Source organism: Vibrio sp. MOR3, assembly GCF_001557775.1.
Taxonomy (GTDB): Bacteria; Pseudomonadota; Gammaproteobacteria; order Enterobacterales; family Vibrionaceae; genus Vibrio; species Vibrio jasicida.
On sequence record NZ_LNRD01000018.1, the window covers coordinates 45,672 to 67,439 of the forward strand.

A 21,768-nucleotide genomic window follows, 5' to 3' on the forward strand; every position below is an offset into this window, starting at 1 on the left:
CACAAAAATACCAGGACCGGAGGCTCAAACACCTCACACTGGTATCACGATATAAGCTATTTGTAGGGGTTGTGGTATCAGAATACAAGTCTTTCTATAAAAAAACGGAGCTTTTAGTGGCTTAGCTCCGCTTTCTGTTTAACATTTAATCAACATCAGAATATTTCACTATTAATAAACCAGCGTGAAATAATGGAAATGAATCATTTAGGGTGTGACTCGATTGAGTACCGCGTACATCTCTCCACTAGAATCCTCAATAGTAAGCTCGTTTTGGTTCAGCTTATAGCGCGTGCCATGCTCACCGTTTTCGTACAAAAGGACTAGGTGTTCACCCTCGGTATAAAAGACACCCTGTTTCACTGATTCTTCTCCAGATTCATTAGCGACACGGAACATAAAGACAAAATCAGGCTGGAGGATAAGGTCCATTTGGTTGATGTTGTTCGCCAACATACCATCTCCTGCAACATGAGAACTCGACCAAATACCAGCTAGTGCGTTGGAGAGTCCTTTGGTAAAAGTCACACCGTTTAGGTCAAGCGTGTTGTGGTTGTTTTGATAGGCGTAGATTTGCGGTTCATCTGTGTTTAACCCAAGAACAATGGTGTCCTCATTAGCGTTGTATAGTCCTTCCCAATGATCGATAGAATAGTCTTTCTTTTGGATATCTATTGAAAAAGTATAATTAGAACCAAGTGTCAGTTTGATTGCGCGAAAATTCTCCGCTGAATCCTCAGGGTTTGGGTTCATTAAGTACCAATCCCCTATGAGAAAAGGAGTATCAAAGTGACTGAGTTCGTCTTCTTTGTTGGTTTCCGCACTAGAAACGCTAAAGCAGCAAAAGCTAAGTAAAATAATGAACCATTTCATAACGGTATCCTTATCGTTTTCTTTTAGCTTAGGCTTTAGATCTCACTTTCGCGAAATATTTGATCTACATCACGTAAATTGTTTAAGAAAATTAAGCGCAGAATTAACTCATTTGCAGTGAATACTCCTAGCGAAAAGCGCATAAAAAAAGAGCGAATCACTATGACTCGCTCTTAAACAACAGAATTGCTAGTTGTTATGACTAAATTTTTAGCCTTTCAACATATCAACCATGACCGCTACTGATTCGTCCAGGTATACGTCTGGTGCTTCGTAGTCTTTCGGCACGTCATCCAAAGTCTTAAATGGTTTTTTGCCCATTGCAACTTGGCGTTCGTTGATGCGCTTCAAACGTAATGCTTCTGCTTCATCAGATTCTTCTTCACGAACTTTTTCGTTAAGAGACAATAAGTTATCATCCTTCTCTTTACGATACTTTTCGATATCTTCATTGATAAAACGGAACTCCATTTCATCAGCGATACGTTTGTTGTGAAGTTCTGTTAGTTTGGTAACCAAAGCGTCATTACTTGGGAACATCTGATATTTCGCTTTATCAATGCTGTCCCATGGTAGTGCATTGTCCTCAACACTCTCTCCAGTTTCACTTGGTTCCACAGGCGTTGGATAAGCAATATCTGGAGCAACACCACGGTTCTGAGTACTTCCGCCATCAATACGGTAGAACTTTTGAATCGTGTACTGAACATACCCGAGTTCTTTATCGAAAAGATCATAAATATGATTCAATGAACGATGTTGCTGAACCGTCCCTTTACCGAATGAGTTTTCACCCAAAATCACAGCACGATCGTAATCTTGCAGTGCTGCGGCAAAGATCTCAGAAGCAGAGGCACTATAACGGTTAATCAATACCGTCAGTGGTCCATCATAGCTGACTTGGCCATCAGTATCCGCGTTAACTTTGATGCGACCATAACTATCACGAACTTGAACAACAGGGCCTTCTTTGATGAATAGACCAGTCAGTGCCGTTGCTTCGGTTAGAGCACCACCGCCGTTGTTACGCAAATCGACGATAATGCCATCAACGTTTTTCGTTTTGAGTTCAGAAATCAGTTTATCTGTGTCTTTCGAGAGACCAACATAGAAACTTGGTACTTCTAATACACCAATTTTCTTACCGTCTTTCTCTATTATTTCAGATTTGACTGCCCTGTCTTCTAAACGAACTTTGTCACGCACAATAGTGACAACGTAACTCTTAGCTTCTTTACCATCCGGCAAGATTTCTAGGTTAACTTTAGTCCCCTTAGGGCCTTTAATTAACTGAACAACGTCATCTAAACGCCAACCAATTACGTCAACAACATCTTCACCATCTTGCCCAACACCGATGATGCGGTCACCCTCACCTAACTGCTTACTTTTAGATGCCGGACCACCTGCAACAAGTGAACGAATCACTGTGTAGTCATCCGTCATTTGGAGCACCGCACCAATACCTTCAAGAGAGAGGTTCATCTCAGATTGAAATTGTTCAGCGTTGCGAGGTGATAAGTAGCTAGTATGCGGGTCTACTTCTCGAGCGAATGCATTCATGTACAGCTGGAAGGCATCTTCGTTACGAGTCTGAGTGATTCGCTTCATTGCGTTATTGTAACGCTTCTCTAAAACCTCTTTAATTTCTGGCCAGTCTTTACCAGTCAGTTTTAGGTTTAGAGCGTCGTATTTAACGCGTTTACGCCAAAGCTCATTTAACTCTGCTTCGTCTTTAGGCCAAGTCGCTTCAGAACGATCCAGTTCAATAAAGTCTTCAGTATCGAATTTGATTTCTTTATCAAGCAGAGTCAACGCATAGGCAAAACGTTCGAAACGTTTTTGCATCGAAAGGTTATAAACATCAAATGCAATCTTGTTGTTACCAGCTTTTAGCTGATCATCAAGATTGATCGACCAATCTTTAAAAGAATCAATGTCCGCTTGAGTAAAAATATTTCTATTGTAATCAAGCATTTCTACGTAGCGTTCAAAGATCGCTTTAGAGAAATCATCATTCAGATTGAAGTGCTTATAATGAGAGCGGGTAAATCGAGAAGTTACTCGTTTGCTGGCTGTTTCATGCTGAACTTCAGGAGCAAGAACCGGCAAGTCATCTTTGTTTAGTTTGGCTTCGAGAGCCTGAGCTGATGCTGCTAGCCAGAAGCTAGCAGCAATCAGTGTCACTTTTGAACGGCAATTCATGCGTAGGAGTATCTCCCTTATGCGCGCAAGTGCTCCGCTTTCACAACCATTTGCAGGCCGTTAGCAAGTTGAACACGTACATCTTCCTTATTGACTTCAACAATGGTCGCTGCCATGTTTCCTTTACCCATGTTCACGTTTACTGCATTGCCGATTGTGATTTCATCAGCGTTTAGCGCGCGTGTTTCAACAGGCTTACTTTCTTTTTGTACTTTTGGTTTGTTAGTACGACGAGGCTGTTGTGGCTTTTTAGCCGCAGGTTTTGCTTTCGCCTTACCCTCTTCACGAGCTTTTTGTGCTTGTTCTTTACGACGAGCCTGAACTTTCGCTTTGCTTTCAGCTAGTGTTGCTTTTGCGTGTTCTACGTGTTCTTCCTCTAGCTCACCACATGGGTTGCCATCTAGATCAACACGTACTGCACCTGGTTTTACACCGTGTAGGTAACGCCATGATGAAGTGTACTGTCTTAACGCTGCACGAAGCTGAGTTTTGCTTACTTTTTCGTCTTCATTTAGACGTTCCGCAAGATCTTGAAAAATACCAATTTTCAGAGGCTTTGCTTCACCTTCTAAAGTAAAGCACTTAGGGAAACATTCAGCAATGTATGCGATAACTTCTTTGCTGTTTTTTAACTTTTCAGTCATGAGGGTTCCTGGTTTGAGCGGATTTCCGCGAAGCATTAAGAAAAAATATTCTCGTATTATAGTGACATGCCAAGGAAAAACCACACTAGAGGACGAATTTATGCGTCGTTAGCGTGCGAATTAAGCAGCTTTTCTACTTCTGACATAAAATGAGTGAGTCCTTCTTCGTCTGTTTCATCGAATCGGCCGATATTTGGGCTATCAATATCCAATACGCCAGCCACTTCTCCATTGATAGTAAAAGGAATAACAATTTCCGAATTACTCGCAGCATCACAGGCAATGTGACCTTCAAACTCATGAACGTCGTATACTCTTTGTACGGTATTAGTTTGAGCAGCTGTACCACAAACACCACGCCCCATTGGGATACGAACGCAAGCAGGTTTGCCTTGAAATGGCCCAAGTACCAGTTCATTTCCTTTTTTAAGGTAAAAACCCGCCCAGTTGAGCTCGTCAAGCTCCATAAATAGTAGTGAGCTGATGTTGGCAAGGTTCGCGACGTAGTCTTTTTCTGACTCGATCAGCGCTACGGCTTGTTTGGTAAGTCTTTGGTATTGTTCTATGTTCATATTAACTTCCTACTTTTTATTTAGGCTTCCATTCTTACAGTATGGCGCTACAATGCAGCCCTACTTTTTAATAGGACTTATTCTCAATTACAATGAATCCGAAAAACGACACTATTAGCCGTTCTTGGTTGATAACACAAGTCAAAAAGCACAAGTCCAAGTTGATTGTGGCGAACTTGATTGCTGTTCTTGCAACCTTGATTAGTGTTCCAATCCCTCTTCTTATGCCTTTAATGGTGGATGAAGTCTTATTGGACAAACCGGCATCAGGCCTTGCGGCAATGAATGCAGTCTTACCTGAAACGTGGCATACACCTACGGGATATATTTTCTTTACTCTCTTTTTGGTTGTGCTCATGCGGGCAGGCAGCCAAGCGTTCAATATTCTTCAGAGCCGACAATTTACTTTAGTCTCCAAAACCATCACGTTTGAAATGCGAAGTAAAATGATCGACAAACTCGGTCGCATCAGTATTCGACAATACGAGACAAAAGGCAGCGGTGGCATCAATGCTCACCTTATCACCGACATTGAGACTATTGATAAATTCATTGGTTCTACGTTAGCTAAATTTGTTATCAGTTTTCTAACGGTGATTGGTACCGCCATTGTCCTTCTATGGCTCGACTGGCGTCTCGGCCTCTTTATTCTTTTGGTTAACCCTATCGTTATCTACTTCTCTCGCAAACTGGGGAGCATGGTTAAACACCTAAAACGTAAGGAAAACCATTCGTTCGAAATCTTCCAGAATCGATTAGTCGAAACGCTAGATGGTATCTATCAATTACGCGCAGCAAACAAAGAGCGCGAATTTCTACAGCAATTGAAAAACAACGCTGACCAAGTTCGTATTGATGCGGACAAGTATGCATGGCAATCCGAAGCCGCGGGTCGAGTTTCTTTCCTCTTATTTTTAATTGGCTTTGAGCTGTTCCGTGCTGTTGCGATGTTAATGGTGATGTTCAGTGACCTCACCATTGGTCAAATCTTCGCAGTATTTGGTTACCTTTGGTTTATGCTCTCTCCTGTCCAGGAACTACTGGGTATCCAATTCTCTTGGTATAGCGCAAAAGCCGCACTAAAACGCATTAACGACCTATTAGAATTGGAAGAAGAACATAGACCTGTCTCTAAGGTAAATCCTTTCAAAGAAAATAAAGAAGTTGATGTGAAAATCGAACATGTTGATTTTTCATACAATAATGAAAACAAAGTGTTGGACGATCTATCGTTACACATCCCTGCTGGTAAGAAAGTAGCCTTGGTCGGTGCAAGTGGTGGTGGTAAATCGACGCTGATTCAGCTGTTGATTGGCGTATACAGACAAAACGCAGGTTCAATCCGTTTTAATGATGAACTGACAGACGACATTAGCTTTGAAGTGATACGCGACAAAATTGCCGTGGTTTTACAACAACCTATACTATTTAATGACTCGTTGAGGCATAATCTGACCCTCGGTGGGGATTTTGACGAAATGTCATTGTGGCGCGCTCTAGAAGTTGCGCAGTTGCAAGATGTAATTTCTCAACTAAACCACGGTTTGGATACGCAAATCGGACGCAATGGTATTCGCCTATCTGGGGGCCAACGTCAACGTTTAGCTATTGCACGAATGGTGTTGAGTAATCCACAATTTGTTATCCTAGATGAAGCAACGTCTGCATTGGATACCGCAACTGAAGCGGCTCTTCATAAGGCGTTAACTGAATTCTTACGTGGTAGAACGACACTAATCGTCGCGCACCGCTTATCTGCCGTTAAGCAAGCTGATTTGATTTATGTGCTTGAGGACGGAAGAGTGACGCAAACAGGAACCCATGGTGAGCTTGTTGAGCAAGAAGGCTTATATCAAACCCTATACGGGGGCATTCAGTCCCACGCTTAAACCATTCTTAGTGGAGAGGTCGTTGTGACCTCTCTGTCTAAACATGCGTCGCAACCCAATAATGTTCGCTTATGCCAAGGTTGCGAGTTACCTGTCGATATTGTCGATTTACCTAATCGAAGAAATGCGCACTGCCCACGCTGCGGTACTGAGTTGTATCGAGGTGGCAGTCCAAGCTTGTCTGGTAATCTTGCTATCGCGGTTACCTGCATTCTCCTGTTCATCCCTTCACATTTTTTTAATTTCATCAGCATTCGTCTGTTCGGTGTAATGATACCGGCAACACTGCCATCTGGGATGATTACGCTGTTTCAAGAAGGCTTTGTCCTTCTTTCTATCTTAATTCTGTTTTGCAGCTCCCTCGCCCCACTCATCGTATGCAGCTCTGTCGTAACCGCACATTGGTCATTACACAAGCGTTGGTTTAAAGGACTAAGGGTTTCACTGTGGCTAATCCAACACCTTAAACATTGGGTCATGCTGGATGTATTTTTGGTCAGTATCGCAATTTCCTGTTTCAAGCTTCAGGACTACTCTGACATTTTCGTCGGACCAGGATTGATCGGCCTCGTACTACTGCAAATCTTCACTGTTTTGTTGATTTCTCGTATTAGCGTCCGTCGCTACTGGGAGTCATGGCAGTCTGAGACGAGCTATGACTTTGAACACAAGGACGTACATTGTCACGAGTGTCACCTTTCTCAACCAGAAGGTGATAAATGCCGCCGTTGTAATCATGCGCTTTACCATCGTAAGCCAAATTCAATCCAAAAAACTTGGGCTTACCTAATCGCAGCAACCATTGCTATTTTTCCGGCGAACCTAATCCCTATCTCTATCTTGCTTACGAACGGCAAACGTTTAGAAGATACGATATTTTCGGGCGTTGCTGGTTTAGTCAAAAATGGGATGTACGGTATCGCAGTGATCATTTTTGTTGCCAGTATTGTCGTACCTGTGGCAAAAATCCTTGGTCTCACCTACATCTTGCTATGTATAAAATTTAAACGTTCGGTGTTTCGAAGACAGCGAATGATGGTTTACTTTGCAGTAAAGTGGATCGGTAAATGGTCCGTGATGGATTTGTTTGTTATCTCTATCATGATGACATTGGTCGATCGTGGACAAATTCTCGATTTCACACCAGGCTACGGTGCGGTAGCGTTTGGTGTAGTTGTCGTTCTTACAATGCTCGCCGCGGAGAGCATTGATCCAAGGCTTATCTGGGACCAAGCCCCAAAACAATCAGAAAAAGAGTCAATTAATGAGTGATCAGAACAGTTCTCAAACGTCATACGAGCCAGAGATAAAGAGGAGTAAAGGCATTTCTCCTCTTTGGCTCCTGCCGATCTTGACGATGATTTTAGCCGGTTGGCTCGTCGTTAAGTCCATTCATGACGCTGGACAGCGGGTACAAATCCACTTCTCTGATGCAGCCGGTTTAATTGCTGGCCGTACGACGATTCGCTATCAAGGCTTGGAAGTGGGTATGGTACGCGACATCAACTTGTCTGAGGATTTAGGCAGCATTTATGTCGATGCAGACATTTACCCAGAAGCAACCAAATTGCTTAATGAGAAAACACGCTTTTGGCTCGTTAAACCGACCGCAAGTTTAACTGGTGTATCTGGGTTAGATGCTCTTGTCTCCGGTAACTACATTTCTATCCAACCGGGTGACAGTAAAGAGTTTGAAACGTCGTTCCACGCACTTGACTCCGCACCTACTGATCTTCGCGTCACTCAAGGGCTCAATATCAAACTAAAAAGTCGTGACTTAGGCGGCGTTTCTATTGGTTCTCAGATTGTTTATAAAAAAATCCCTATTGGTGAAGTTTACAGCTACCAATTAAACGAAGATGCGAAATCCATTACGATCCAAGCCAACATTCAGGATCAATACCGACACATCATCAACAACCGCAGTCGTTTTTGGAATGTGAGTGGTATTGGTGCAAGCATCGGTTTTGAAGGCGTTGATGTCCGCCTAGAAAGCATGAGCGCCCTACTTGGTGGTGCGATCGCAGTCGACTCACCAGACGATGGTGAGCCAGTCGAAGATTATAAAGAATTTCGTTTATATAAAGACCTTAAAACCGCAGGCCGTGGTATCGCAATCAAAATTGCCCTTCCAGATGACAACAAAATCAGCGCTGAAGGTGCTCCGATCATGTATCGTGGGATTGAAGTCGGCCAAGTCACGGATTTAAACCTATCTGAAGGTCGTGAGGTCATTCTTGCTTCTGCTGCAATCCAACCCGCATTCAGTGACATGCTTACCTCTGGTACACGTTTTGTTCTTGAAGAAGCAAAAGTATCACTCTCTGGCGTCGAAAATATCGCTAACCTTGTTCGTGGCAATTTCTTAACCATCGTTCCAGGTGAAGGTGAACGTGCACGTCAGTTTACTGCTATTCGTAAAAACGTCTTTAATCAGCAGCAGGAGAAATCGATAGCGATTCGCCTTGTTTCGGATAACTCATTCGGCTTAGATAGCGGTGCAAACGTCCTCTACAAAGGCATTGTTGTGGGTTCAATCATTAAAGTAGGACTACTCGATGAAGAGAAAGCTCAACAAGCGAATCATGAAGTTTTCATGGATGTGTTGATTGATCAAGAATACAAACACCTCATCAAATCCAACAACCGCTTCTATGTAACAGGCAGTGCATCGGCCGAGCTCACTGAATCGGGCCTCAGTGTGACGGTCCCACCGGCCAAACAACTTTTAACAGGTTCAATCAGCTTTGTTAGCCAAGGCGCGGAAAAGATTCAAAAAGAGTACCAGCTATTCCAAAGCGAATCTTTAGCTGAATTAGCGCAATACAACCAGAGTGGTTCGAAAACGCTTAACTTATTTGCTTCTGAGTTGCCTCCGATTTCGAAAGGCAGTCCTCTGCTCTACCGAAATCTGCCCGTGGGCAGCGTGTCTGATTTCAATTTAGTCGATGGTGGCGTCATCGTAAAAGCCACGATTGAAAACCGCTACGCACATCTGATTACGGCTCAAACCGTATTTTGGAATCGCTCAGGCGTTGAGGTCGACGCTTCACTTGCTGGAATCACCGTTAAGGCACACCCGCTTAAATCCTTAATTAAAGGTGGTATCGCGTTCGATTCAATTCCAGGTATTGAGAACAAAATTGGCCAACGCTGGAAGCTCTATCAAGATCAAAAGCAAGCGCGTAAGTTTGGACGTGTCATCGCTTTGGAAACAGACGGTTCTCAGGAAGTTAGCAAAGGGATGCCAATCAAATACCAAGGTGTCAAAGTCGGTGAAGTCACTTTAGTGGTCCCTAACTTCCGCCGAGAAATGGTTGAAGTGGCTGCCCGCATTTTGCCTGAATATGTGGAAGATATTGCCGTTACCGGGTCACACTTTTGGCTAACTGAACCAGAAATTGGCTTAGGCGGCGTTAAAAACCTAGGCGCATTAGTGTCTAAATCCATTAGCGTAGAACCGGGCCAAGGTGCCGCGGCATTCAAATTTGATCTAGAGAAAGGTAATGCGCGCTCACAAGGGATGCGTTTTACCTTACAAAGTGAACAGCGTGGCTCAGTGCAGATTGGCACCCCTATCCTATACCGTCAAATGGAGGTTGGTCAGGTAACGGATGTGCATTTAGGAGAATTCGCTGATCGTGTGATTACCCAGATTGAGATTCAGCCAGAATATGCCTACCTAGTTCGTCAGAACAGTGTATTCTGGAACGTGTCTGGCGTTGATGTTTCGATTGGTTTAGGTGGAGCAAACATTAAAGCAGGTACAATTGATAGCCTTGTACGTGGTGGTATCGCTTTCTCAACACCAGAGCAATCTCAAATTCCACCAGCAGCAAAAAAAGGTCACTCTTTCTACTTGTACCCTCAAGCTGAAGAGAGTTGGTTGGAATGGCGCACAGCGATCCCCAGACCATGATTCATAGATAACCAAGATAGACTAAAGAGCAGCAATCGCTGCTCTTTTTTATTACCGTAGCCTTTGTGGCTATTCGTTTCTAACCCAGTTTCGTATATCATTTGCAGCAAATTCTGCAATCGAGATTCCACTTTGCATCCTAATGTTTACATCCCAGAAGCATTTCTGGAAAAAATCAAAACTATTCTTCCTGCTCACCTCAACATGGATGACTTCGTAACGTCGTGCCAAAAGCCGTTGCGCAAGAGTATTCGCGTTAATACGTTGAAAGTCAGCGTAGAAGCGTTTTTAGAGCGAGCAAAGGCAAAAGGTTGGAAGTTATCTCCTGTACCCTGGTGTGAGACTGGTTTTTGGATCGAAGCAGATGAATCGCTCGTACCATTAGGCAATACCGCAGAACACATGTCTGGGTTGTTTTATATTCAAGAAGCCAGCTCAATGATGCCGGTATCCGCCTTATTCATGAATGACGAATCGTATGACGCAGTGCTCGATACCGCTGCGGCTCCGGGCTCTAAAACAACTCAAATAGCTGCCTTAATGAACAATGAAGGCGTTTTGGTCGCGAATGAATACGCGGCAAGTCGTGTAAAAGTGCTACACGCAAACATCGAACGTTGTGGTGTGCGTAACGCAGCATTAAGTAACTTCGACGGTCGTGTGTTTGGTGGCTGGCTACCAGAACAATTTGATGCCGTTCTGTTAGACGCACCATGTTCCGGTGAAGGTACAGTGCGTAAAGATGAAGACGCAATGAAGAACTGGACGCAAACATCAGTCATTGAAATTGCAGACACTCAAAAAGATTTGATCGAAAGTGCGTTCCACGCCCTTAAACCCGGCGGCGTGATGGTTTATTCAACCTGCACGTTGAGCACGGAAGAAAACCAACAAGTTTGCCATCATCTTAAAGAAACATTTGGTGACGCGGTTGAATTCGAGAGCTTAAAAGATCTGTTTAATAATGCCGAGGCGGCGTTGACTGAAGAAGGCTTCTTGCACATCTTCCCTCAAGTGTATGACTGTGAGGGTTTCTTTGTTGCACGTATACGTAAGCTTGCTGCCGTAGAAGCACCAAAAGTCAAAAAACGCATGGGTAAATTCCCATTTGTTAAAGCGTCTAACAAAGAATCCACTGATATCGCTAACCAGCTTCAAAGCGCAATGGAAATCAAGTTACCTGAAGACAGTACGGTTTGGATTCGTGATAAAGATGTGTGGCTTTTCCCAGACGCACTAGAGCCGATGATTGGTGAACTGCGTTTCTCTCGCATGGGTATCAAGATTGCCGAAGCGCATAAGAATGGCTACCGTTGGCAACATCAAGTAGCAACGGCGCTGGTGACAGGTTTAGAGAAAAATGCGATTGAGCTTACGATCGACGAAGCTCGTGAATGGTATATGGGCCGAGACGTTCGCCCTCAAAACATTCCAGCTGAGATGAAAACCGGCAAAGGCGAAGTATTAGTGAAGTACGAAGGCGCGATCATTGGCCTTGGTAAATGGGTAAGTAACCGCATTAAAAACGGCCTTCCACGAGAATTAGTGCGAGATAAGAACTTATTTTAGTAGCAAAGTGAAATGCTATAAATAAATGAAAAGCCATCGTATTTACGATGGCTTTTTGGTTCTAAAGCATGATTGGAACTGGGTTCACTAGCGATTCGAGTCCCCTGTACTAAACTGAAGATATCAAAGCATCGCTTTGAAACGGCATTTCTCTCTATGTTCACCAACAATATGTGTTGGTCAAAAGTTTAGCGCAGGCTCTATGAAAGGAGCCGTTTCCCCTAGGCCCAAAATAAGGACGAGTTTGGGCCATTTTTTTGACTGCTATTTTCGTCCAAATCGAGTTTGAACGTGATGAACCTCCGCCACCAGCAACTTAAAGCTCTATTCAGCGAGACGAATACCGTCTTTTTCAATCACGAGCTTACCTTGCTTGTACAAAGCGCCGATGGTTTTTTTGAACGTGCCTTTACTTGTACGGAAAGCTGCAAAAATCGCTTCTGGCGTAGATTTATCGTTTAGAGGTAGGAAACCACCCTTCTTCTCTAAAAGCTCTAGGATTTTACTCGAAAGATCATCCATTTTCGCCACGCCTACTTTTTGTAGCGCAAGGTCGATTTTGCCATCTTCGCGAATTTGCTTAATGTAGCCTTTCAGCTTTTTACCAATAAACAGCTTACCGAACACATCCGATGGGAAGATCATTCCCCAATGCTCGCCGTTCACAATCGCTTTATAACCAAGTTGGCTACGTTCTGCGATGATTAGGTTAACTTCTTCGTTCACTTCATAGTTTGCTGGCGTTTTATCCAGCCACTTATTGAACTTAGTTGTACCGACAATACGACCAGATGCTTTATCTGTGTACACGTAAACCAGAATGTTTTGGCCAGCGGTAAAGCGCGCACGTTGCTCACTAAACGGGATAAGAAGATCTTTTTCTTTGATGCCCCAATTTACGAAAGCACCAGTGCTACTGACACCTTCGACTTGCATTAGGCCCCACTCGCCAACCTGAGCAATGGGTTTATCAATGGTCGCAGCTAGCTGACTTTCTGAATCAAAGTAAAGAAATACGTCAATATGATCGCCTACATTCGTACCTTCTGGTACATATTTATTAGGCAGCATGACTGAACCGTAATCATCACCATCCAAAAATACGCCAAAATCAGCCGTTTTAGTGACTTCTAAGCTGTTAATTTGACCAATTTTAATCATTGAATTTGTCTCTTTTTAAATTTACTGGGAATTATACCCAAACTGACAAGAAAATCAGAGAGAAATACCATCCTCTCTGCTATGCTGTCGTCGTTCAACTACTTATCCTAGTCGACCTTAAGTTATTGTGCTTAATGGACGCTTATGGGTATAGGATGCTTTAGCAAAATCAGGAGCCTTCCTTGGTCACCGTCGACAAACAGGATTCGATAACCTTAAAAATTAGCCACGCATTGGCAAAGAGCAAAACGCTTGATCTTGATATCTATATTTTTGTGCCTGGTGAATTAGGTTTAAACTCCGACATCATCAGCGAGTCTGAGTTCTATTACACTTCCATCACGCAAAAACGTTCTTACTACAGTACAGAAGTGCTACTCCCTCTCGTGCATAGCCGCTTGGCCAAACGAGGGCGCTTATCTAATCGACAGTATCGCGTAAGTTTGAGTTTGTTTGCGTATCAATACGTCACGGCTCTGGATAAAGCCGTTGCAGCATTGAATAAGCATGACAACGACAGTGTTACCGCAGAAGAAGTAGATGAAGTCATCGAATTGACTATCGACATTCTTAAGCGCTTGAGACGTTCCATTCCTTACGAAGAAAATCTCAAGCGTTATTACGTGAACATTGATAACTACTTGTCTTGGTACACAGAGCAAAAATTTTTGTCTCTTGTCGCGCACCTTCCTCGCGAAGGCGATTACAGCACAATTAAAGATCGTCTGATTACTTTATGTGAGAAAGAGCAAGCCCACCGTAAACTCAACAACTATAACTCGCCGAGTGTCGTTGAAGATGTAACTCGTTTGTCGAATAAAATGCGTTTGCTGAGACGTTTGATTGAGCACCCTATCGTTTTAAGCGAAAAAACGATGTCGATGGGAAACAACATCAAGCGTGCGATTAAAGGCATAGCCACCGGCTTGGTGATGGTCGTGGTCACAAGTACCGTTATTCTTGCCCGAGATTACTTAGGAGAGATTTCTGCATCTTTTATCATTGCGATGTCGTTTATCTATGCTCTACGTGAAATCTTTAAAGATGACCTACGCGACGCGATGTGGCGTTGGATCCGCAAAGGCAAACCGAAGTGGCGTAAGAAGTACATGGACCCGACAACAAAGAAAGTGGTGGGTCGAAAATTGGAATGGTTGGACTATCGCTCCCTTTCGAGCTTGCCTGATCGCATTCAGAACATTCGTAAGAAACGCGTCGTCCAACGTGAAGAACAAATTCTTCATTACCACGCAAAAACTGAGATGGCGACGTCGTTATTTTTGAGTGGCTATGAACAAACTCGTGAAACGCTAAACATCAGTTTGCGCCCAATTATCCGTTTGATGGACAAAAGCTCTAACCGCGTATATCGCCTGAACGAAGGGCAAGTGAGTAAAGAGTCTGTAGAGAAGCGACACTTGGTCAACGTGATTGTGAAAGAAGACAACCACACTGACGAGCCTGGCTTCTATCGTTGGAAAGTCGTGTTAAACCGTTCGAAAATCGTGTCTATTGAGAAAATAGAGTTGAATTAAACTAACGTCAGTCACCATTCTTAAGTTAAGCAGCCTGCTTTTGGGCTGCTTTTTTGATGGAGAGCGTTAAAGAGAACTCGGCCATTGGTTCATCACCATTAATCTTTGGACACAATGCGGTGATCTTCACATCTCGATTAACGCGTTCACCGGTTTCTAGCGTGATTTTGAGCATTTCATCAATCACAGGGCCATCATGACAGACAAAGTGTACGTCACCCTCAGGACGTTTTAAGAATTCAGCACTTACTCCTTTAAACGCGAGTGAAATCTTCTCTCCTTGCTCTTGTGCTTTACTCATAGCAAGAAAGCCACCAGCAACATCTGCCCCAACAGCCAATGCGCCAAAATACATACTATTAAGATGATTCTTGGTTCTTCGCTTGAGCGGGATTCTTACTTCGACATGCTGATCATCAATCGCAAGGATCTTCGGTCGACATAGCCAAATTAAAGGCACTTTTGAAAAGCCAAACAGATTGAGGTAAAGGTTTGCACGACGAACCGCTGAAAACATTTTGAAACTCCCCTTAAACTAGTCTGACCAGTCAATCAACAAATTTCAAAGATGTCAAAGAAATGTTAACGAGAAATCGATCTTGGTTAAAAAACAAATCGTTTGCGCATTTTCGCGTGACATGGTCACAACATATGAAACTCCCAACCTACAACGCTTTGCTTACGATTTGGCACAATTATTCTGTTAGTAAATAGAAAAAACGGTTATAAATTCAAACAACTATGTATTGATATCCAGAGCATGTTTTGTCATTTATATATAAGCAACACCAATGAATACCAACAGCAGTACATACAATTCGGTATTTACTAGATAAGAATCCCGTGAAACGGTTTATTCCTAACTATAATTCCGTTATCTTTACCGCTTCGCAATAGAGAATAAAGCTATAACATGCCTATAAAAACAGATGAATTGAGAACCCAACCTTTGGGTCCAATGCCGACACCCGCAGAGCTAGGTAGTGTACATCCAATCACTGATGATGTAGCTGACCGTATCGCTCAATCTCGTCGACAAATTGAAAAGATTTTAACTGGTGAGGATGACCGTATCCTCGCTATCGTTGGCCCATGTTCAGTGCATGATACTGAAGCGGCAATTGACTACGCGACGCGTCTTAGCGAAATTCAAGATCAGTACAAAGACGAACTGTTCATCGTTATGCGTACATACTTTGAAAAGCCGCGTACAGTAGTTGGTTGGAAAGGTTTGATTACTGACCCTAACCTAGATGGTTCTTATGCGCTTGAAGCCGGTCTTCACAAAGCGCGTAAACTGCTACTGGATATCAACAAGCTTGGTCTTGCGACTGCTACTGAGTTTCTTGATATGATTACAGGCCAGTACATTGCTGATTTGATCACATGGGGCGCAATTGGTGCTCGTACGACTGAATCGCAAATTCACCGTGAAATGGCGTCTGCCCTATCTTGCCCAGTTGGCTTCAAGAACGGTACTAACGGCAACGTGAAAATTGCCATTGATGCGATTCGTGCGTCTAAAGCATCACACTACTTCTACTCCCCAGACAAGAATGGGCGTATGACGGTGTACCGCACTAGCGGCAACCCTTACGGTCACATTATTCTTCGTGGTGGTGAGAAAGGCCCTAACTTTGAAGAAGCTTCTGTTAAGCAAGCTTGTGACGCGCTAGCAGAGTTCGATTTGCCGCAGCGTTTGATCGTCGATTTCAGTCACGCAAACTGCCAAAAACAACACCGTAAACAAATCGATGTTGCTCAAGACATTTGCGACCAAATTAAGTCAGGCAGCACACGTATTGCTGGTATTATGGCAGAGAGCTTCATTATTGAAGGCAATCAGCCAATGACTGATATTAACAACCTAACTTACGGTCAATCGATCACTGACCCATGTCTAGGTTGGGATGATACTGTAACCATGCTAGATATGCTGGCAGCCGCAGTTAAATCCAGTAAGTAATTTCCCTATAACAAGATAATCAAGGAATCTTCATGCCATCGTTTGATATTGTTTCAGAAATCGATACCGTCGAACTACGTAACGCGGTTGATAACGCTAACCGTGAACTGTCTACTCGTTTCGATTTCCGCAATGTGAATGCGAGCTTTGAGCTAGTAGAAGAAAATGTAAAAGTGTCAGCAGAAGGCGAGTTTCAGCTCAAGCAAATGCGTGACATTCTGCGTAGCCACTTGGCTAAACGCAACATTGATGCAAATGCTATGGACGCAAAAAATCCAGAAGCAACAGGTAAAAACTGGCATCAAAACGTTGCTTTCCGCCAAGGTATTGATACACCAACCGCAAAGAAAGTGGTTAAGCTAATCAAAGACGCAAAGCTTAAAGTTCAAGCTTCTATCCAAGGCGACAAAGTTCGCGTAACAGGTAAGAAGCGTGATGATCTCCAAGCGACGATTGCAGCGATCCGTGAAGCAGATATGGGTATCCCATTTCAGTACAACAACTTCCGTGATTAATTCGGTTCCTCAATTAACACCTGTCGATTGAGGAAACCGAGAATTGAAAACGCCGACGAGTTATTCGTCGGCGTTTTTTATGTCCGTAAACTATATGCAAAATAATCAGATAACTAGGTCTTGCCCTTGCAATAAAGAGAATTCACTCGTCCCTGAAGGTACAAACACGCACACACGTAAGTTTTCTTTTCTCGCTTTAGTCAACATATCAGAAAGTTCGGTGGCACTTCTAAAAGGTTCACGTTCAGCATCCCTTCTTACCAACTCCATGACGTCCACTTCGCACATCGTCGAATACAAGGCAAGTTCGGCTTGCTGCATGTAACGGACTGCTTTGATAGGCAGCATTTCGACATCTTGCCCAACTTGAATCCAGGTACAGCTTCCCTCCTCGTCCAAAGGTTTTGCCATGGTTTGTTGATAAATGATTTCCAATTCGCGATTATCGCGAGCGTTCTCTACTTCTGGATGAGAGAAATAACTTTCCCAAAATTTCCTGCGTAAGTCGACGCTCGGTAGTGCCTCTTTAATCGAATTGCGTTTGGAGTTAGCGAACTCCGCCATCAATCCCATATTTTGCGGAAGAATAGCTTCAAGCTTTTCACGAATATTTCGAATCAAAACAGGAGACGCGCCACCACTTGAAATGGCAATTTGAATGCGGCCACGATTAATCATTGAAGGCGTAATAAAATCACAGTACGGCTTGTCATCAACAACGTTAACTAATATGCCAAGCTCTTTAGCGTCTTTGTAAACCTGATGGTTTAACTCTGGATTATCCGTGGTTGCCCAAACTTGAATGAACGATTTCGTGACAATGTCACTAGAATAAAAACGTTGAATCCATCGCACTTGTTGCTCTTGCGCAAGCTTATCAAGAAAGTCGACAAGGCTTGGGGAGACAATCGTAACGTCCGCCCCAGCTTTAAGTAGGGCTTCTACTTTACGGCTTGCTACTTCACCACCGCCTACAACCAGCACGGGTTTATCTACTAAATCTAAGAACAGAGGAAAATATCGCATTTCAATCCATGATTACTTCAAATAACTGTCGAAATTCATGCTACCAAAAACAGGGCAACCTGTTCACCTAGTTTCGATGTCACAAATAATTTTTGTTCAAATTTTCGGCTTACTCAGCCCGCCTCTACTAATGACACTTTTAATAACAAATTATTATCCTTTTGTTTTTGACACTCTTTTAGTGATTGTTCTGATGCACTAATTTGACAACCAGTTGCACTATTTACAAACATTTAACATTTCGCCATTCTAAATCGCAAGGTTCTTTGTAAGTTCTCTCCAAAACTCTTTTTAAATTATATATTTGAGAATTAGCAGATCCTTACCTACGCTTATAACTGGTTGATTTGTCGATTACCGTTTCATTGAAAATCAACCAGATAGGACGATAACACAAATAAATTGGACACGTTGTATCAGGTCGCTCCTGATTAAACATGGATCATACAGGAAGGATACAAATGGCAAATAAACTCACAGTTCTTGCTTCCGTCGTAGCGGCTTCTACTGCCATGATGGCGACATCAGCGCAAGCAGCAGACACGACTCTGGACAAAGTCACAAAACAAGGTTTTATCACTTGTGGCGTAAGTACCGGTCTACCTGGTTTCTCAAACCCTAACTCTAAAGGCGAATGGGAAGGTATCGACGTAGAATATTGCCAAGCACTGGCCGCAGCCGTTCTTGGGGATAAAACGAAAGTTAAATATGTACCCCTAACCGCGAAAGAACGTTTCACTGCTTTACAATCGGGTGAAATCGATGTGCTTTCACGTAACACCACCTGGACACTTCATCGCGACACTGCTCTTGGTTTGAACTTCGTAGGCGTTAACTACTACGATGGTCAAGGCTTTATGGTGAAGAAAGATCTTGGTATCTCTAGTGCAAAAGAACTTGATGGCGCTTCTGTATGTGTGCAATCAGGTACAACCACAGAGCTTAACCTAGCAGATTACTTCCGTAACCAAGGTATGGCTTATAAGCCAGTGGTATTTGATACCGCCGCGCAAACCTCTAAAGGTTTCGATGCTGGTCGATGTGATGTTCTTACTACTGACCAATCTGGCCTTTATGCCCTTCGCTTAAACCTTAAAGACCCTTCTTCAGCAACCGTACTTCCAGAAATCATTTCAAAAGAACCACTAGGTCCTGTTGTTCGTCAAGGTGATGATCAATGGTTCAACATCGCTAAATGGACGCTATTTGCAATGGTGAATGCGGAAGAATATGGCATCAGTTCTAAGAACGCCGATGAAATGTTGAAATCGAAAGATCCAAACATCAAACGCATTCTTGGTGTTGACGGCCCTAAAGGTAAAGGTCTAGGTATCCGTGACGATTGGGGTTACCAAGTTATCAAGCAAGTCGGTAACTATGGTGAGAGCTTTGAGCGTACGGTAGGTACTGGTTCGCCTCTTAAGATTTCTCGCGGCGTAAATGCGCTGTGGAATGCAGGCGGCTTTATGTACGCACCACCTATCCGATAGAAACGAGTTAAATAAGGGCGGTGCATGCCGCCCTTTTTCTTGGCTGAATCTATTCTATATAAGGGTTTGAGGTTATCGCTGTATGAAACCGACGAATAATGCATCGCAAAGTACGATGTCCAAACCAAGCGGAAGCAAGAGTCTGATTTATAACCCAGCTTTTCGTTCTGCTATTTTCCAGATCATTGCCATCGCCGCACTGGTATTTTTCTTTTACACAATCATCAACAATGCACTAACCAATCTTGACGCTCGTGGTATCGCCACCGGCTTTGGTTTCCTTAATCAAGAAGCGGGCTTTGGTATTGGACTCACACTCATCGAATATGACGAAACGTTCTCTTATGGGCGTACGTTTGTCATTGGCTTACTTAATACTGCACTCGTGTCTGTGTTGGGTATTATCCTAGCAACCGTCATAGGTTTCGTTATGGGGATTGCACGCCTTTCTTCTAACTGGCTGGTCAGTCGTTTGGCGGCTGTTTACATTGAAACGTTCCGAAATATCCCTCTACTTTTACAGATCTTTTTTTGGTATTTCGCGGTTCTACAAGCTCTTCCATCTCCAAGACAAAGCTTAAGTCTTGGCGAATCCGTTTTCCTGAATGTGCGCGGTCTTTACTTCCCCTCACCGGTAATTGAAGCTGGCGGTGGTCTTGTGGTTGCAGCACTCATCATAGGTGTCATTGCAAGTTTCTTAATCAATCGTTGGGCTAAAAACAAACAGCGATTAACAGGTCAACAAACACCAATGGGACGAATTGTGTTCGGTCTAGTGATTGGTCTGCCTTTGGTGGTTTACTTTGTAACAGGCATGCCGATCTCTTTGGAGTACCCAGAATTAAAAGGCTTCAACTTCCGCGGTGGTATCAGCATTATTCCGGAGCTCGCAGCCCTTCTGTTAGCGCTAAGTGTTTACACTGCATCGTTTATTGCTGAGATTGTTCGATCTGGTATTAATGCAGTGAATCATGGTCAGACCGAAGCCGCTATGTCGCTGGGCTTACCAAGAGCAAAAACATTGAAACTGGTGGTGATTCCGCAAGCATTGCGAATCATTATCCCTCCTCTAACAAGCCAATACTTGAACTTGACGAAGAACTCTTCGTTGGCAATGGCAATCGGCTACCCAGACCTTGTTTCGGTCTTTGCCGGTACAACGCTGAACCAGACTGGACAAGCGATCGAAATCATCGCAATGACGATGGGTGTATACCTAACATTGAGCTTGATAACGTCGGCGTTGATGAACTTGTACAACCGAAAAGTAGCGCTGGTGGAGAGATAATATGAGCACACATCAATTTCAGCCTGATCTCCCACCTCCGTCCAATACCGTCGGTATTGTGGGATGGCTGCGCAAAAACCTATTCAATGGCCCAGTTAACTCGGTTGTTACCATCATCCTTGCCTACATCGTGTTTTCTGCACTTTGGAACATTGCGGATTGGGCATTCATTAATGCCGATTGGGTTGGCACAACGAGAGATGACTGTTCCCGTGAAGGCGCATGTTGGGTATTTATCAGCGTACGCTGGGAACAGTTTATGTACGGTTTCTATCCAGAAGCTGAACTGTGGCGGCCACGTCTGTTCTACATTACCTTGGCGATATTCACAGTACTCCTTGCTTACGAAAAGACTCCAAAACGTATTTGGATTTGGTTGTTCTTTGTGAACATTTATCCGTTCATTATCGCAGCATTGTTGTATGGCGGGGTATTTGGCTTAGAAGTGGTTGAAACACACAAATGGGGTGGCTTGCTGGTTACTCTGATCATCGCCTTAGTCGGTATCGTTGTCTCCTTACCTATTGGTGTGGCGTTAGCGTTAGGCCGTCGTTCCGATATGCCGATCATCCGCAGTATTTGTACTATCTATATTGAGGTATGGCGTGGGGTACCTTTAATTACAGTACTCTTCATGGCGTCCGTCATGCTCCCGCTCTTTCTTGCCCAAGGCTCAGAAACAGATAAGCTCATCCGCGCCCTAATTGGTGTTGTGATGTTTAGTGCCGCTTATATGGCAGAAGTGGTTCGTGGTGGCTTACAAGCCATTCCAAAGGGCCAGTACGAAGCCGCCGATGCGTTGGGTTTAAGCTATTGGAAAAAGATGGGACTGATCATCTTGCCTCAAGCTCTTAAAATTACTATCCCTTCTATCGTGAACACCTTTATTGGTTTGTTCAAAGACACCAGCCTTGTACTTATTATCGGTATGTTTGATGTACTGGGTATAGGACAAGCAGCGAACACTGACCCTGAATGGTTAGGCTTCGCTACAGAAAGTTATGTATTTGTCGCGTTAGTGTTTTGGGTATTCTGTTTTGGCATGTCACGCTACTCGATATGGCTCGAAAATAGACTTCATACCGGTCACAAACGATAACTCATCAAGATCAAGGA

The 21,768-nt window shown here is 43.5% G+C and carries 17 protein-coding genes; 10 read left to right on the top strand and 7 right to left on the bottom strand.

Annotated elements, in window-relative coordinates; all coding sequences use genetic code 11:
- Window positions 1-207: 207 nt before the first annotated feature.
- From ATB76_RS23620 to ATB76_RS23635, 4 genes are all read right to left on the bottom strand, one after another.
- Window positions 208-873 (bottom strand): hypothetical protein, encoded by a 666-nt coding sequence (locus tag ATB76_RS23620; protein WP_038872985.1) that lies wholly within the window; start codon window positions 871-873, stop codon window positions 208-210.
- A 210-nt stretch (window positions 874-1,083) separates the two neighbouring features.
- Entirely contained in the window at window positions 1,084-3,078 is a 1,995-nt protein-coding gene (gene prc, locus ATB76_RS23625) for a carboxy terminal-processing peptidase (RefSeq protein WP_045404443.1), read from the bottom strand.
- A gap of 17 nt (window positions 3,079-3,095) precedes the next feature.
- On the bottom strand, window positions 3,096-3,722 hold the full coding sequence (gene proQ, locus ATB76_RS23630; RefSeq protein ID WP_038872990.1) for an RNA chaperone ProQ: 627 nt from the start codon (window positions 3,720-3,722) through the stop codon (window positions 3,096-3,098).
- A 98-nt stretch (window positions 3,723-3,820) separates the two neighbouring features.
- Window positions 3,821-4,294: a GAF domain-containing protein gene (locus ATB76_RS23635; protein ID WP_038881975.1), complete on the bottom strand. Its 474-nt coding sequence runs from the start codon at window positions 4,292-4,294 to the stop codon at window positions 3,821-3,823.
- 92 nt (window positions 4,295-4,386) lie between these two features.
- Here ATB76_RS23635 and ATB76_RS23640 point away from each other — a divergent pair, with 92 nt between their 5' ends.
- The 4 genes from ATB76_RS23640 (at window position 4,387) to rsmF (ending at window position 11,671) form a co-directional block, all read left to right on the top strand.
- Complete coding sequence (locus tag ATB76_RS23640; protein WP_045420910.1) at window positions 4,387-6,183, top strand: ABC transporter ATP-binding protein; 1,797 nt, start codon at window positions 4,387-4,389, stop codon at window positions 6,181-6,183.
- Window positions 6,184-6,207: 24 nt separating this feature from the next.
- Window positions 6,208-7,455, top strand: a complete 1,248-nt coding sequence (locus ATB76_RS23645; protein WP_038872999.1) for a paraquat-inducible protein A — start codon at window positions 6,208-6,210, stop codon at window positions 7,453-7,455.
- Entirely contained in the window at window positions 7,448-10,102 is a 2,655-nt protein-coding gene (locus ATB76_RS23650; RefSeq protein WP_061036191.1) for an MlaD family protein, read from the top strand. Before ATB76_RS23645 ends, ATB76_RS23650 begins: the two co-directional genes overlap by 8 nt.
- 132 nt (window positions 10,103-10,234) lie before the next feature.
- On the top strand, window positions 10,235-11,671 hold the full coding sequence (gene rsmF, locus ATB76_RS23655; RefSeq protein ID WP_061036192.1) for a 16S rRNA (cytosine(1407)-C(5))-methyltransferase RsmF: 1,437 nt from the start codon (window positions 10,235-10,237) through the stop codon (window positions 11,669-11,671).
- A gap of 324 nt (window positions 11,672-11,995) precedes the next feature.
- Here rsmF and ATB76_RS23660 read toward each other — a convergent pair whose 3' ends face one another.
- Window positions 11,996-12,832: a S1-like domain-containing RNA-binding protein gene (locus tag ATB76_RS23660; protein WP_061036193.1), complete on the bottom strand. Its 837-nt coding sequence runs from the start codon at window positions 12,830-12,832 to the stop codon at window positions 11,996-11,998.
- A 182-nt stretch (window positions 12,833-13,014) separates the two neighbouring features.
- Between ATB76_RS23660 and ATB76_RS23665 the strand changes: the two genes are divergently transcribed.
- Window positions 13,015-14,367 carry a hypothetical protein gene (locus tag ATB76_RS23665; RefSeq protein WP_061036194.1) on the top strand — a complete coding sequence of 451 codons (1,353 nt, stop codon included), beginning with the start codon at window positions 13,015-13,017 and terminating at the stop codon, window positions 14,365-14,367.
- 25 nt (window positions 14,368-14,392) lie between these two features.
- Here ATB76_RS23665 and ATB76_RS23670 read toward each other — a convergent pair whose 3' ends face one another.
- Window positions 14,393-14,884, bottom strand: a complete 492-nt coding sequence (locus tag ATB76_RS23670; protein ID WP_038873013.1) for a DUF4442 domain-containing protein — start codon at window positions 14,882-14,884, stop codon at window positions 14,393-14,395.
- Window positions 14,885-15,280: 396 nt separating this feature from the next.
- Between ATB76_RS23670 and ATB76_RS23675 the strand changes: the two genes are divergently transcribed.
- Together ATB76_RS23675 and ATB76_RS23680 are read left to right on the top strand one after the other, a co-directional pair.
- Window positions 15,281-16,333 carry a 3-deoxy-7-phosphoheptulonate synthase gene (locus ATB76_RS23675; RefSeq protein WP_061036195.1) on the top strand — a complete coding sequence of 351 codons (1,053 nt, stop codon included), beginning with the start codon at window positions 15,281-15,283 and terminating at the stop codon, window positions 16,331-16,333.
- 32 nt (window positions 16,334-16,365) lie between these two features.
- The gene (locus ATB76_RS23680) at window positions 16,366-16,848 is read left to right on the top strand and encodes a YajQ family cyclic di-GMP-binding protein (RefSeq protein ID WP_038873018.1); all 483 of its coding nucleotides are present in this window, start codon (window positions 16,366-16,368) and stop codon (window positions 16,846-16,848) included.
- Window positions 16,849-16,953: 105 nt separating this feature from the next.
- Here the strand turns inward: ATB76_RS23680 and ATB76_RS23685 are convergent, their stop codons facing one another.
- On the bottom strand, window positions 16,954-17,874 hold the full coding sequence (locus tag ATB76_RS23685) for an NAD(P)-dependent oxidoreductase (RefSeq protein WP_039976839.1): 921 nt from the start codon (window positions 17,872-17,874) through the stop codon (window positions 16,954-16,956).
- Between the two features lie 461 nt (window positions 17,875-18,335).
- Between ATB76_RS23685 and ATB76_RS23690 the strand changes: the two genes are divergently transcribed.
- The 3 genes from ATB76_RS23690 (at window position 18,336) to ATB76_RS23700 (ending at window position 21,751) form a co-directional block, all read left to right on the top strand.
- Window positions 18,336-19,364: an amino acid ABC transporter substrate-binding protein gene (locus ATB76_RS23690; RefSeq protein WP_038873022.1), complete on the top strand. Its 1,029-nt coding sequence runs from the start codon at window positions 18,336-18,338 to the stop codon at window positions 19,362-19,364.
- 82 nt (window positions 19,365-19,446) lie between these two features.
- A complete protein-coding gene (locus tag ATB76_RS23695; RefSeq protein WP_038873025.1) occupies window positions 19,447-20,652 on the top strand; it encodes an amino acid ABC transporter permease in 1,206 nt (401 codons plus the stop codon).
- A gap of 1 nt (window position 20,653) precedes the next feature.
- Window positions 20,654-21,751, top strand: a complete 1,098-nt coding sequence (locus ATB76_RS23700) for an amino acid ABC transporter permease (RefSeq protein WP_038881964.1) — start codon at window positions 20,654-20,656, stop codon at window positions 21,749-21,751.
- The last annotated feature ends 17 nt before the right edge of the window (window positions 21,752-21,768 follow it).